Source organism: Foetidibacter luteolus (genome assembly GCF_009650435.1).
In the GTDB taxonomy this organism is placed as follows: Bacteria; Bacteroidota; Bacteroidia; order Chitinophagales; family Chitinophagaceae; genus Foetidibacter; species Foetidibacter luteolus.
Window position 1 is genome coordinate 21,519 of the sequence record NZ_VVIP01000054.1, and the last position, 13,654, is coordinate 35,172.

A 13,654-nucleotide genomic window follows, 5' to 3' on the forward strand; every position below is an offset into this window, starting at 1 on the left:
TATCTCCGTTTAAAACAACAATATGAAATCAGGTATAAAAATTATTTTTTTAACTACAGCGTCAGTTATCATCCTGGCAGCCTGTAATAAAACTTTGCTGGATAAAACAGCGCAGGACAAATACACAGAAACCCAGGTGTGGACGGACATTAGTCTTGCTGACCGGTATTTATTGGACAACTATAATAACAGTCTTACCGGCGGATTTGGATATCTTTCATTTGCTTCCATTACAGATGAGTCGCACGATACCCATGCTTTTGGTACTGAAAACTACCTCCAGGGTAACATCAACTCCAGCAACACAAGTCCTTTTGGTATCTGGGCGTTTAATTACACTACATGGGATGCGATGTACAATAACATTCAGAAGCTGAATATTTTTCTCGCCAATATTGACAATGTGCCGGCTGCGTACCCACCGGCAGAACAACCCGCAATTGTAGCGCAGGCATCAAGGATGAGAGGAGAAGCGCTTTTCCTGCGTGCATTTTGCTATTCTCAGCTAGCCCGTAATTATGGGGGTGTTATTTTAGCAACCACGCCATTTGCCATTGGCGACGATTATCTTTCTCAAACAAGGGCCGGGTTCAGGGAAACTATTGACTTTATCTCACAACAATGTGATGAGGCCGCAGCTTTGCTGGAAGACAAAGATGGCATGGAGATGGGCAGGGCTACCAAGGGGGCCGCCCTGGCACTTAAATCGAGGATATTGCTATTTGCGGCAAGTGACCTTACAGCAAGCGGAACCGCAGAAAATGAATATGTAGGATATACTGCACCTGACCGTGCGGCACTGTGGACTGCCGCTAAAAACGCGGCCAAAGCAGTAATGGACCTGGGGGCCTATCAACTTGCAGACTTTGGTGCTCCCAATGCCGCGTCCGTGGCGGAAAATTTCTACAATTTTTTCAAAGCAAAAGATCTTTCCAGTCCGGAAGTAATATGGGGAAAGTTGTTTCTTAAAAATGTTGGCGCCCGAAACCAGATGAACCTGATAAATGGCAGTAACGGTTTTGTGATGTATGGCTGCAACGCACCCACTGCCAACCTGGTGGATGCTTTTGAAATGGCGGATGGGTCTAAATTTTCCTCTCACTACTCCATTGACGGAAATGGTTACTACCGCAATACCTCGACCAAATATACTTCTGCGAACATTTACTATAACCGGGAACCGCGCTTTTATGCAACGATACTGTACGATAGTGCTATATGGATGAAACGCTATGCCGACCTTGCGCCACGGGATCCTTTGGGTATCTATGACCGCCGCACCCGCATAACTGTGCAGAATGGGCAGGAAACAAGCCGCATTTACGGCATTGATACACGCCAGGGACCTGTTGATGGCGACGATGGTACCTATACCGGTTACACGTTCAAAAAATACCAGGATAATGAAGTGTATGGCACGGAAACCAACAACAATGAAAATGTTTGGATTGAATTCAGGTATGCGGAAGTATTGATGAACTATGCAGAAGCCTGTCTTGGCCTGGGACAACAGGCGGAAGCTGCAACATACATCAACATGATCAGGAACAGGGCTGGCTTGCCGGATTATTCCGGCGATGCAAAAACCGCCCTGCAGCATGAAAGGCAGGTTGAGTTTGTGCATGAGGATATACGCTGGTACGATATGCGCCGGTGGAAAATACTGGATCAGACCATGGTTGATGCGAAAGGCGTTGATATCATTGAAACAAATAACAGGGACAACAATACGGTCACCACAACCTGGAGGCAGATATTTGTTCAGCAAAGAGGGCCGGTGCAAAATAAAATGTACTGGGTTCCCATACCAATTGATGAAATGAACCGGGCGCCACAATTGGTTCAGAACCCGGGGTATTGATAGATATGCTTTAATCACCCGGATTGTTAAGCCATAAAATTACACGGATGTTACATCGTCACAATCAGAATATTTTGCCAGGGCATACAGGATCAGGAATTTTACCGTTATCCAGATTTCTTCAGTGCTGTTGTATGGTGCTCATAATGTATTCCGGCGCAGTTGCGCAAAAAACAGACACACTGAAAATCTGTTCGCCATCGGGGAATATTTGTGTAAAGTCCTGGGTTGATAACGGCTTGCAGTACCAGGTTTTGGCAGGAGGCATCTTATTGATGGATTCTTCTGTAATTGACCTGGAAGTCATCAATCAACGGGCATTGTCTTCCGATCGTAAAGTGCGGTTCTCGCCAATAAAAGAAGTAAAGGAACAAATTATAGCCCCGGTGCCGGAAAAAAGAAAGACTGTAAAAGATCATTATAACCAGGTTGTAGTAAGTTTTAAACAGCCCTATAAGGTTGAATTCAGGGTGTACGACGATGGCATAGCTTACAGGATACATACATTGTTTAAAGATTCCGCGTTGGTAAAATCAGAATTGGCCCGGTTTAAATTTGCCGCAACGCCTTCCGTTTATTACCCCGCAGTAAAAAAACGCGATGATGCCGATATTTTTCATACCAGTTTTGAAGAAGAATATCCTTTGCGTAGGATGGATAGCATACCGCAGGGCACAATTGCCTATTCTCCTGTTTTGGTTACCTCAATCGAAGGGTACAAAATAGGTATTACAGAATCTGATCTTGAGTCTTATCCCGGAATGTTCCTTGGTGGTACCGGAACTACTGCACTTACAGGCATTTTTGCAGGCTATCCTCTTGAAGAACAATCTACCGGTGGCCTTTATTCGCAGATGAAAGTCACCCGCAGGGCTGATTACATAGCACGGATACAAGGTACAAGAACATTGCCCTGGAGGGCTTTGCTTATTTCCCGTGAAGACAAAGAGTTGCCGGGAAATGATCTTGTTTACCGCCTGGGTTCTCCATCCCGCATCAGTGATCCTTCGTGGATAAAACCAGGCAATCTTACTGATGAATGGATTATAGATATAAACCTGTTTAATGTTCCGTTCAAGGCCGGTATCAATACTGCTTCCTACAAATATTATATTGATTTTGCAAAGCGGTTTGGGTTCGACCGGATTATGATGGATGCAGGCTGGAGCGATAACAATGACCTGTTTAAGATAGTGCCTTCTATCAGCATGGATACCATACTCGCCTACGCAAATGAAAAAGGGGTAAAGCTGAGTATGTGGACATTGGGTATGACACTTGACAGGCAACTTGACAGTGCCCTTGATCAATTCAGTAAATGGGGTGTTGATTTTATCATGACAGATTTCATGGACAGGGACGACCAGAAAATGGTGGAATTTTATCACCGCGTCGCTAAAGCCTGCGCGGAACATAAAATCATGATCATGTACCACGGCGCATTTCCTCCAAAAGGGTTTAACCGTACCTGGCCGAACGCCGTCGGAAGAGAAGGTGTACTGGGCTCGGAATTCAATAACTGGAGCAACAGGGTAACACCGGCCCACGACCTTACTTTGCCCTTTACACGAATGCTGGCGGGTGGATTTGATTATGAGCCAGGACTGCTGAACAATGCAACGGAAAAGGGTACCAGGCCTGTTGCCGGCGTTGTTACAAGCCCTGGTACAAGAGCACACCAGTTGGCCATGTTCGTAGTATACGACAGCCCGGTACAGATATTTTCGGGTAACCCTTCGGAAGGTGTGCTTGAACCCGCCTTCATGGAGTTGCTCGGTAACCTGCCGACAGCCTGGGACGAAACAATTATCCAGGACGCAAAAGTTGCTGAATACATAGTGACTGTAAGAAAAAAAGGGGATAGTTGGTTTGTTGCCGGAATGAATGACTGGAAGCAAAGAGATGTTGTTGTAAAGTTCGATTTCCTGGATGATGCGGCATACAAAGCCGTCATTTGCAAGGATGGCATCAATGCCGACCGCTACGCGGCTGATTATGCAATTGAGAATAAAGAAGCTGTTAGAAAAAGCGATACACTAAAAATTCACCTGGCGCCGGGTGGCGGCTTTTTGATTCGCCTGGATAAATAACCCTGGCAGGCCGTACTGCCTGCTGACAAAAAAATACTATGAATATATCTGAACGGTTTCTGGGCAAAACAGCCCTTGTAACAGGCAGTGCTGACGGAATTGGAAAGAGTGTGGCCTGGCGTCTGGGGAGGGAGGGCGCAAGGCTCGCCCTGCTGGACATTAATCCAAACCTGCTGCAAAAAACACTTGCTGAAATGAAAGATGCCGGTCTTGAAGCCAAAGCTTATACCACGGATATAGCCAGCGAAGAGCAGGTTAAACATGCGGTTAGCCAGGCTGAACAGGACTTCGGAGGAATTGATGTGGCAATAAACGCTGCAGGCATAGTTGGGCCTACCAGTACTAACATCACCGAGTTTAGTTCAGAAGATTTTGACAATATTTACCGCGTTAACCTGCGTGGCAGTTTCCTGGTAGCCAAATACAGCCTGACGGTAATGAAGAAAAAGGGAAAAGGAAGACTTCTCCTTATATCGTCCATAGCGGGTAAGGAAGGCAACCCGGGTATGGTTGGCTATTCTTCCACCAAGGCTGGTGTAATAGGCCTGGTAAAAGCGTTAGGAAAGGAGTTTGCCGAAAGCCAGATTACCGTAAACGGCCTGGCGCCAGCAGTCATAAAAACCACGATGAATGAAAATACTTCGCCGGAACAACTGAGTTATATGACAGCAAAAATTCCGATGAAGCGGTTAGGTACGGTGGAAGAAGTGGCCGCAGTATGTTGTTATGTTGTTTCTGATGAAAACAGTTTTTCCACGGGTTTTATTTACGATATTTCCGGCGGAAGGGCCACTTACTAAGAAGATAAAAAAGTTAGATGAAACACCAATGGAAGCCGCTGCTGCTGGTTTGTTATGTATTTCTTTTTACCGGAGCCATCATTTGCATGAATGATATACTGCTGCCTTCCCTAAAAGCTTTCTTCAACCTGTCTTATTATAGGGCCACCCTTGTACAGCAATCATTTTACCTTGTCTACCTCGTGTTCCCTGTTCCCATTGCTTTCTACATAGCCCGGTATGGTTATAAGAATGCGCTGGTTACAGCCCTGTTCATCTGTGGTGCAGGCGGCTTATTGTTTCTGCCTGCTTATACAATGTCATCTTTTGTTTTTGCTTTGGCCGCGGTATTTATTATTTCAATTGGCGTAACGCTTGTTAATGTGGCGGCCAACCCGTTAGCTGCCCTGTTGGGCCATCCGAAAGGCTCTCACATCCGGGTTAACATTGTTCAGTTGTTTAGCCGTATAGGTTATTCCTTTACGCCGGTACTGGCAACCCGGTTGATACATGGCGAAGCCGGTACAATTAAATTTGATCTTCCTTACCTTGTTATTGGTGCAGGCGCTGTTTTGTTGGCTGTAGGTATTGGTTTTTCAGCCATGCCTTCTATGAAACCGGAGGTGGAAAAGGGTTTTACTTTGCCTGCTATTGTAAAAGGGGCGGCAGTGCGGCCGCAGTTGCTTTGGGGAGCGGTCATCATGTTCTTTTATGTAGGGGCCGAAGCTTCAACGGCAGGTTTCTTTACCAGTTATCTCAGCGATCCGGCTATTGCCGGTTTTTCCAATGAGCAAACAGCTGGTTTCCTTACGGCTTACTATGTTATAGCTGCCATTGTTTCTCTGCTGGGTATCTATTTGTTGCGATTCATTTCACCAGGCAAACTTGTGGCGGTATTTGGTGTTGGTATGGTTGTTTTATTCTTGCTCATATCACTTACACATTCTGTGCTTAACCCGTACCTGCTTACGGGTTTGGGCGTCTTTATTTCCATCATGTTCCCTTCGCTTTTCAGCCTGGGTATTGAAGGTCTTGGCGATTTTACCGAAAAAGGTTCAGCGCTGATTAATACTGCCGTAGTAGGCGGTGCCGTGTTTCCGCCCTTGCAGGGGTTGGTGGCCGATGCTTATGGCATACAGGTATCTTACCTCATTCCTTGTGCCTGCTTTCTGCTCATCATATTTTATGGAGTTTATTGCGACAGGAGGGCCCGGAAATTACAAAGCGAAACTTCTTCTTTCTCATCTCAGTAATATCAACAAACAGCAGGTGGTGGCGGGCTGCAGTATTTCAATGAGGCATCGTTGCGTCGCACTACGTTCATCGTCCGGTAAGCATGGCAGCTTTTATCTACTGGTAGATGGGTGGCTGCCGGGTAATGTTATTAAGTTAAGGTTGTCAGCCTGGGCCCGCAACAAGCGGGGCAAACATTGTCGATGGCAGGTTGGTGAAACAGCAGTTTGCATAACCTGGTTTCGACAAGCTCAACCTGACATTCGCAGCTTAACTTAGTGACAAGTGTCGCGGGATGTTGGTTTTGTTGCTCAGCAAAGATGTACAGTACAAGTGAGTGACACAACGAAGCATAATAGTAGTGCAAACGATGGTCACAAAAAAAACTAACACTTCAGGTACGCGTTATAATTCCGGTGTTTGGTAGTACACCTGGCCATTTACTTTTATCTCCGCATCAACCAGGTATTTTTTTATAGCTGTGGTATCTACTGTAATACCCAAACCCGGGGCATTCGGAACGTGTATAAACCCATTTTCATCAGGCAATATTTTCTCTGTCGCTATTTCGGCGGCAAGCGGTTTAAGTTCTACAGGATATTCGCTGATAACATCGTGTTCCATACCTGCGTAAGCCTGTAGCGAAGCGCTGAGCGCAAGATGCGATGTGAATGTGTGGTTAACGTAAGTAATCTTTCTTGCTGCCGCGGCTTCGGCGATTCTTTGGGCAATAGTTATTCCTCCTGCCCTGCCCGCATCAATCTGTATAAATCCTAAACCTGCATAATCCAGCATGGCCTTTGCCTGCACAAAATTGTTGCAGCCTTCCCCGCCGGCAAGCGGCACTTGCGGAAAAGCTTCCGAAAGCTTTTTATAAGGCTCAAGCGCTCCATTGATAAACGGCTCTTCAAACCAGTAAACATTTGCATCTTTTAAAGCCTGCAGGCGCTCTTTAGCAACGTTCCAGTCTTCCACGAAAACCGTTCCTGCATCAATCATAAGATAAGCGTCTTTACCCATGCCTTCACGGGCCGCATTAATGTGTGCGATATCATTATCCAGGCCCAGTTTGCCAAAAGGCCCCCAGCCAAATTTTACAGCCTTAAAACCGGCCAGCCTTGTATGAGTGGCTTTGGCAAATGTTTGTTCGGGTGTATCGCCAAAAAGCTGCGAGGCATAGGGAAGCTTTGGGTAAACCATACTGGTACCAAGCAGGCTGAAAACCGGTTCGCCTTTGTATTTGCCCAGCAGATCCCACAATGCTATGTCTATGCCGGAAAGCGTATGGTCTGTTTGCAGCAAATCCGGGGAATTGGTGTGTACAAGTTTTGATATTTTTTCTATATCTGCGGGTTCATTTACCGGTTTACCTTCTACCGAGTAACGCAGTGGTTTGCATGCGCTGTGCGACATGGGGCATACATAGCTGGCAATGCTGGTTAGTGGCGAAGCTTCACACTCTCCCCAGCCTTCATATCCCCCGGCCCGTATACGCACCAATAACGCATCCTGGCTGCCATCGCCAATATCGAGCACTTCCGGCATACTGAGATAAAAGAAATCAACTGATTCTATCTTCATAAAAACAATAAATTAAAAGGTTATGGTAAGGCCGCCATCAACGGTAATAACCTGGCCGGTAATATAAGTGGCATCTTTACCAGCAAGAAAGAATGCCACTCCTGCAATTTCTTCGGGCCTTGCTGCCCTGCGCAACGGTAAATGATGCCCTTGAACGTAGTTGTTTTTAAACCAGGCAGATTCAAGTTCATTTTGACCATCCACTACGGACATAGCGGTATTGACAAAACCCGGCGCAATGGCATTTACCAGTATATTTTTATCAGCAAATTCAAGTGCAGCAGCCCGGCAATATTGGTTAATGGCCGCTTTGGCCATTGCATAAGCGGCAGCACCTGTCTCGGCACGTTCGCCGTGTATGGATGTTATGTGTATTATCCTGCCACCATTGGTCATGTGTGCGGCTGCTGTTGCGGAGGTGAGATAGCAACCGTCTGTCATGATGTTGAAAATATCCCTGAACCGGGGCAGCTCCATGCGCATGGGATCGGATTTAATAAAAGCTCCGGCGCAGTTAACCAGTACATCCAAACATCCCCAGTGCTGCTTTATCTGTAATCCAGTCTTTTCCATTACAGCTTCGCTTGCGTAACTGCCAACAACTGCGAGATGGTTACCGGCAGGGAGCTCATTCAATAATTGGCCGAGCTTATCTTCCTTTATATCCAAAAGCAAAACATCGTAGCCTTCTGCAGCAAACCGTTGCGCTGCAGCCCTGCCAATGCCCGAGGCCGCACCTGTAATTAAGGCTTTCTTTGCATTCATAGTATTGAAATGGGGTCGTTTACTCTGCCAGCGAAAATACGAACGGAGGTTTCAAGTTGTTCGCCCGGTTGTAATACGGTACACTGGTTTAATTTAGCGGCATCGTTAACGCTTATCGGCATACTGGTACACGGTTCAAGGATGGCAGTATAGTGATCAAGAAAACCGCCGTAGGAAGCAAAATACCATTGGTAAGGGAAAATCTGCGGGTCATATTCATAGGAGAACAAAGCAGTGTTATCAGCAGACTGTAATTGCATTTTACCCGTTTCTTCATCAAACAGATAAAAGAAATCCATCGTTCCGTTTTTTGCAGGTATAATAGCAGCGTTTGTGTTTTCTATATTGGGCCAGCTAAATTTTTCAGTATGGCTAAACCGGGAATATGCAGTATCAACTACCTGCCCATGCCGGGCTTTGCTAACAACCTTTGCCCCCTCGCTAATGGTTAATGCAGCATGCAACTTCCAGAGAAAATGCCTTGGCTCTCCGCTATAGTTTTTTATTTTGTATCGCAGGTGCACTATCGGGCTTTGTTCATCCAGGTAAACAGTTTTACTGTAAAATAACCCGCTTAAACGGAGCTGGCCAGATACCGTTACCTGCTCACCTGAAATTTCGTGGTTAAGTGCTGTTGTCCACAATTCGCCATGATCAGGGTATGCAATTCCGTCAATGGTTTCCGGCAGGTCGTTTGGAATAAGTTCATCAATGCCGCCAAAAAAATTAGGATCGTATTCATCACCTTCCTGGTTGATAGCTAATGGCAAGGTAGGATTCGTCCATAAAAATTCCCGCTGCATTCTTTTATTATAAAGGCTTGTAACCCTGCCCCCATTAGCGGGTGAAATACTTATCTGTAAATGCCGGTTAGCAATATTGATAAGTTGAATATCATTTGTTTTTGACAAAAATATCATTGTTTAAAAGTAGAACATGTAAACAGCACAAAATTGTATTTTCCGTCAAATTTTGTATGATTTTATTGCCTGATGCCGGTAAAGGCGAAATGGATTATTTTCTTTCAGAAGCTATCTGAATTTAGCCTTGAAGATTTTGTATAATACTGAAGTCGCCATTGTAACTGAAAGACGAAGTGATTGCGACGCAACGAAGTCGCCATGAAAAACCGTTGCTGGTATCCAAATGAATTGTTTTTAGAGAACTTCTTAAACTTCCTGTTGGCTGAAAATAGAAATACGCTGAAAGTTGGCCCTGTAATTTTTAGGCTGGCAACCTTTGAATTTCTTGAACTGCCGGTAAAAAAAAGGGATGCTTTCAAAGCCCGAAGCGTAGCATACTTCACTGATTTGTTTATCCGTCTCAATGAGTAGTTTACATGCCCGGTTGATTTTAAATTCGTTTAAAAATTCGAAAAAAGGTTTCTTCATGGTCTTGCTGAAAAAGCGGGAAAAATATTCTTCGCTCATGTTAACGCGGGAAGCGATATCTGTAAGCGTTATCTGTTTCATGTAGTGCTGCTGCACATAGTCATATACCGAATTGATGCGGGTTTTATCAGACTCATTTAACTGGTTGCCGAATCCCTGTTCGCAGAGGAAACGGAACTGTGTATTCCTTGCCAGCGTTTGCAGTATCTGCAGCAGTATAAGCAGTTTGTCAAACGCGGATGCGTTCAGCAGTTCAAAAAAAAATGGCCTTAGTTTCTCCACTACCGGCTGGTCAACCTTGATGCCCTTTTTCATGAGCGTAGCCAGGTGGCGTATATCTTCAAATTCGTTGCTTGCCATCCAACTGTTGTCAAAAAAAAGTTCTTTCAAATAAATCACAATGGCTGTAACAGGCTGGCTTTCCGATCCGCTGCTAAACCAGGAATGCGGCAGGTTGGTGCCGAGCAATACCAGCTCTTCTCCATAGAACTGCTCAATAGAATTACCTACATAGCGTTCCCCCTCGCCACTCAGTATAAAAGTCAGCTCCAGTTCCGCATGATAATGCCAGGGATAATAGAATTCCTTGGAGGTTCTCTGGAACTCTACTTTAAACAGGCTTGATTCTGAAGTGATGGGCTTGTAATGCGGCTTCATGTAAATAAAAGTAAACGATTTGAACGAGCGGATAACATTTTGGGGCGGCCAGAACAAAATAGTATAAGAATATGGCAAAATAAGACAGTATTGTTTTGTATTGTTTTGACTGTCAACAAAATAGGATAGTTATTGAACAAGATGGTATAATTGGTCTGAGCGATATGCGAATAACTTTGGAAGCATTCAAAATTGACGCTTATGACTTCCAAACAATGCATGAGAGCTTGTATTAGCCTCTTAATCTTACTGATGATTTGCTGTTTGGGCGCAACAAAAATGTATGCCCAAAAGTTCCTGCTTACCGGTAAAATTACCGATGGTGAACAGCCTGTAGCCGGCGCTACGATCCGTATACGGGAAACGGGTGTTACCGTTATTTCCGGTGAACAGGGAGAGTATAGTATTGACGCCGCGCCATCCCAGACACTGGTAGTTTCTTTTACCGGGTTTGAAGAACAGACATTCCGGGTTGGTAGCCAGCAAAAACTGGATATTGTTTTAAAACCCGATGCAGGCAACGTGCTGAACGATGTGGTAGTGATTGGTTATGGGACCAAAAGAAAGACATCAGTAACAGCGGCAGTTTCTACCCTGAAAGGGAAAGACATTGCCTCTACCCCTATTGCCAACCTGAGTAATGGTCTTGGAGGAAGGGTTTCAGGTGTTATCGTAAAGCAAGGGTCGGGGGAACCCGGCAGAGATGGGTCCAACATCTATATCCGGGGCATTTCTTCAACCGGCGCAACACAGCCGCTAATTATAGTTGATGGCATACCGCGCAGCTTCCAGGAATTAGATCCAAATAGCGTAGAAACGTTCACTGTACTGAAAGATGCCGCGGCGGTAGCGCCTTATGGCGTTGCGGGCGCCAATGGTGTAATACTGGTAACAACAAAACGCGGCAGAAGCGGCGCACCTACTTTGTCTTACAATGGTTATATCGGTTTTCAGAACCCGGTACGCTTACCCGATTTTGTAAATTCTTTTCAATATGCAACCTTGCGTAATGCCGCGGCAGTAAATGAAGGGTTACCTGAGCCTTATTCGGCGGAAGAGCTTCAGAAATTCCAGGACGGTTCAGACCCGGATGCATACCCCACTTTCAAAGACATCTGGGGTGATATTACTAACCGTAATGCCACCCTTACCAACCACAATATTGAAGTTTCGGGTGGCGCGGAACGAATTAAATACTATGCGGCGCTGGGCTATCAATTCCAGGAAGGGATGTGGCCGGCCACTAATACAAGGCGTTTTAACCTTACACTCAACCTGGATGCGCAGGTAACCAAAACAACGCTGGTTTCTTTCAACATCAATGGCCGTAACCAGCGTGATATGTATCCTGCTGTATCAACAGGAAGAATTTTTGAGCTGATCGGGTATCTTCACCCGCTATATGGGCCACTGCGTTTTTCTAACGGCATGAATGGCACATTTCTTACCGGCAGCCTTTTTAACAGCGGCTACCAGCGCATCAATACGACAGCATTGTATTCCCAAATATCTATTGAGCAAAAACTTCCTTTTATCACAGGCCTGAAAGCGAAAGGCACGATTGCCTATGATCCATCCAGCGCCATGAACAAACTCTGGACGCTGCCGGTACAAAAAGCCAGCCTGGATAAAACACAAACCCCCTACGTTATCCGTGATGGTATATGGGGACAGACAAAGCCATCCCTCAATCAAAACTATACCAACGCCTGGCAAATAACTTACCAGGCAGGGTTGAATTATGACAATAAATTCGGTAAGCACAGCATCAGTGCGCTGGGCTTATTTGAAGCCAAGGCAAATGACCAGCAAAGTATGGGCGCTGAACGCCGTAATTTTAATTTAACCATTGATGAAATAAACCTCGGAAGTTCCTCCCAGGCGGATATGAGTACAAGGGGAACTTCTTCACGGGCAAGACAGGTAGGCCTGGTATATCGTGTTGCTTATGAATACGACCAGAAGTACCTGCTTGAAGCAAGTGGCCGCTATGATGGTAGTTATTATTTCGCACCGGAAAACAGGTTTGGGTTTTTCCCGGCTTTTTCAGTAGGATGGCGTTTGTCTGAAGAATCCTTTTTGAAGGGCAAAACAAGCTGGATAAACAACCTGAAAATCAGGGCTTCCTATGGAGAAGTGGGTGCACTTGCAGGCAGCCCCTTCCAGTATATGAGCACTTATGATGTGCTGGGCACCAATTATGTGCTGGGTAACAATGCCGTACAGGGTATCCGGGAGAGGGCAGAATCCAATCCCAACATAACCTGGGAACGGGCTAAGAAAACCGATATCGGCATTGAGCTGAACGCATGGAAAGGTTTATTGAACCTGGAGTTTGATTTCTTCCATGAGAAACGTTCGAATATGCTCGTAAACCCCGATGTGACCGTTCCTTCAGAGTATGGTATAGGTCTTAGCCAGGTAAATGCTGGAATTATGGAAAACAGGGGCTTTGACATGACCGTCGGTTCTTTTTACCAGGTAAACAAAACCCTGCAGTTGTCCCTTAACGCCAACCTTACCTACGCAAAAAATAAAGTGCTCCAGATTTTTGAAAGTGCCACTACCTATAACAATCCTAACCGCAGGATAACCGGAAGACCGCTTGGAACACAGTTCGGCTTTAAGTCGCTTGGCTATTTCCAGGAAAGTGATTTTGAGCAGGACGGCTCACTAAAACCTGGTATTGCTGTTCAGCCCTGGGGCGCAGTTCAACCTGGTGATATTCGATACGAAGACCAGAATAAAGATGGCAAAATAAACGATGATGATTTAACTGTTATTGGCGACCCCACGGCAGCGCCCAGGATATTATATGGTTTTGCCCCGGCTATTCGTTATAAGGGAATTGGTTTGGAACTGCTTTTCCAGGGGGCCGCTAAAAGTAACTGGTATTATCATGGTTCATCCATCATGCCATTCTGGGAAACCATGTTGCCGTACACACATAATTTTGACTACTGGACACCGGAAAATCCCAATGCGGCAAACCCAAGGCTGACTTCATCTCCAACGGTTAATAATTCGCAGACATCTTCTTTTTGGATGGCCAATTCAGCTTACTTAAGATTAAAGAGCGCTACGCTTTCGTATAACTTACCTGCATCTGTACTGTCAAGAATTCACTTGCAGTCAGTACGCATCTTTGTATCAGGGCAAAACATTCTTACCTGGACCAAGCTCAAGAATTACGACCCGGAGATAGGCCCGAACAATTCCTGGATTCCAAACGGAAGCTGGGGATATCCCAATCAGAAAGCTTTTTCGGTTGGCGCAAATGTTACTTTCTAAATCAAA

Annotated in this window: 9 protein-coding genes; 5 read left to right on the forward strand and 4 right to left on the reverse strand. The window is 45.4% G+C overall.

Translation table 11 applies throughout. The annotated features are described in order from the left end of the window. The first annotated feature begins 22 nt into the window (after positions 1-22). From F0364_RS16990 to F0364_RS17005, 4 genes are all read left to right on the forward strand, one after another. Positions 23-1,861 (forward strand): RagB/SusD family nutrient uptake outer membrane protein, encoded by a 1,839-nt coding sequence (locus F0364_RS16990; RefSeq protein ID WP_153799002.1) that lies wholly within the window; start codon positions 23-25, stop codon positions 1,859-1,861. Positions 1,862-1,995: 134 nt separating this feature from the next. Next, positions 1,996-3,951 carry a glycoside hydrolase family 97 protein gene (locus F0364_RS16995; RefSeq protein ID WP_153799003.1) on the forward strand — a complete coding sequence of 652 codons (1,956 nt, stop codon included), beginning with the start codon at positions 1,996-1,998 and terminating at the stop codon, positions 3,949-3,951. Positions 3,952-3,989: 38 nt separating this feature from the next. Then, on the forward strand, positions 3,990-4,751 hold the full coding sequence (locus F0364_RS17000; RefSeq protein ID WP_207632732.1) for an SDR family NAD(P)-dependent oxidoreductase: 762 nt from the start codon (positions 3,990-3,992) through the stop codon (positions 4,749-4,751). Positions 4,752-4,768: 17 nt separating this feature from the next. Beyond that, positions 4,769-5,983: an MFS transporter gene (locus F0364_RS17005; protein ID WP_153799004.1), complete on the forward strand. Its 1,215-nt coding sequence runs from the start codon at positions 4,769-4,771 to the stop codon at positions 5,981-5,983. 385 nt (positions 5,984-6,368) lie between these two features. Here the strand turns inward: F0364_RS17005 and F0364_RS17010 are convergent, their stop codons facing one another. The 4 genes from F0364_RS17010 to F0364_RS17025 all read right to left on the reverse strand — a co-directional run bounded on the left by F0364_RS17010 (position 6,369) and on the right by F0364_RS17025 (position 10,357). Then, positions 6,369-7,544, reverse strand: a complete 1,176-nt coding sequence (locus tag F0364_RS17010) for a mandelate racemase/muconate lactonizing enzyme family protein (RefSeq protein ID WP_153799005.1) — start codon at positions 7,542-7,544, stop codon at positions 6,369-6,371. 12 nt (positions 7,545-7,556) lie between these two features. Beyond that, positions 7,557-8,309: an SDR family NAD(P)-dependent oxidoreductase gene (locus F0364_RS17015; RefSeq protein ID WP_153799006.1), complete on the reverse strand. Its 753-nt coding sequence runs from the start codon at positions 8,307-8,309 to the stop codon at positions 7,557-7,559. After that, on the reverse strand, positions 8,306-9,220 hold the full coding sequence (locus tag F0364_RS17020) for a hypothetical protein (RefSeq protein WP_153799007.1): 915 nt from the start codon (positions 9,218-9,220) through the stop codon (positions 8,306-8,308). Before F0364_RS17020 ends, F0364_RS17015 begins: the two co-directional genes overlap by 4 nt. Before the next feature lie 258 nt (positions 9,221-9,478). Next, a complete protein-coding gene (locus F0364_RS17025; protein WP_153799008.1) occupies positions 9,479-10,357 on the reverse strand; it encodes an AraC family transcriptional regulator in 879 nt (292 codons plus the stop codon). Between the two features lie 201 nt (positions 10,358-10,558). Here F0364_RS17025 and F0364_RS17030 point away from each other — a divergent pair, with 201 nt between their 5' ends. Beyond that, entirely contained in the window at positions 10,559-13,648 is a 3,090-nt protein-coding gene (locus F0364_RS17030) for a SusC/RagA family TonB-linked outer membrane protein (protein ID WP_153799009.1), read from the forward strand. The last annotated feature ends 6 nt before the right edge of the window (positions 13,649-13,654 follow it).

What these genes read in the sequence shown, in the direction of transcription:
- F0364_RS16995 (WP_153799003.1), top strand. Translation starts at nt 1,996, where the DNA reads ATGGTGCTCATAATGTATTCCGGCGCAGTTGCGCAAAAAACAGACACA.
- F0364_RS17000 (WP_207632732.1), top strand. Translation starts at nt 3,990, where the DNA reads ATGAATATATCTGAACGGTTTCTGGGCAAAACAGCCCTTGTAACAGGC.
- F0364_RS17005 (WP_153799004.1), top strand. Translation starts at nt 4,769, where the DNA reads ATGAAACACCAATGGAAGCCGCTGCTGCTGGTTTGTTATGTATTTCTT.
- F0364_RS17030 (WP_153799009.1), top strand. Translation starts at nt 10,559, where the DNA reads ATGACTTCCAAACAATGCATGAGAGCTTGTATTAGCCTCTTAATCTTA.
- F0364_RS17010 (WP_153799005.1), bottom strand. Translation starts at nt 7,544, where the DNA reads ATGAAGATAGAATCAGTTGATTTCTTTTATCTCAGTATGCCGGAAGTG.
- F0364_RS17025 (WP_153799008.1), bottom strand. Translation starts at nt 10,357, where the DNA reads ATGAAGCCGCATTACAAGCCCATCACTTCAGAATCAAGCCTGTTTAAA.
- F0364_RS16990 (WP_153799002.1), top strand. Translation starts at nt 23, where the DNA reads ATGAAATCAGGTATAAAAATTATTTTTTTAACTACAGCGTCAGTTATC.
- F0364_RS17015 (WP_153799006.1), bottom strand. Translation starts at nt 8,309, where the DNA reads ATGAATGCAAAGAAAGCCTTAATTACAGGTGCGGCCTCGGGCATTGGC.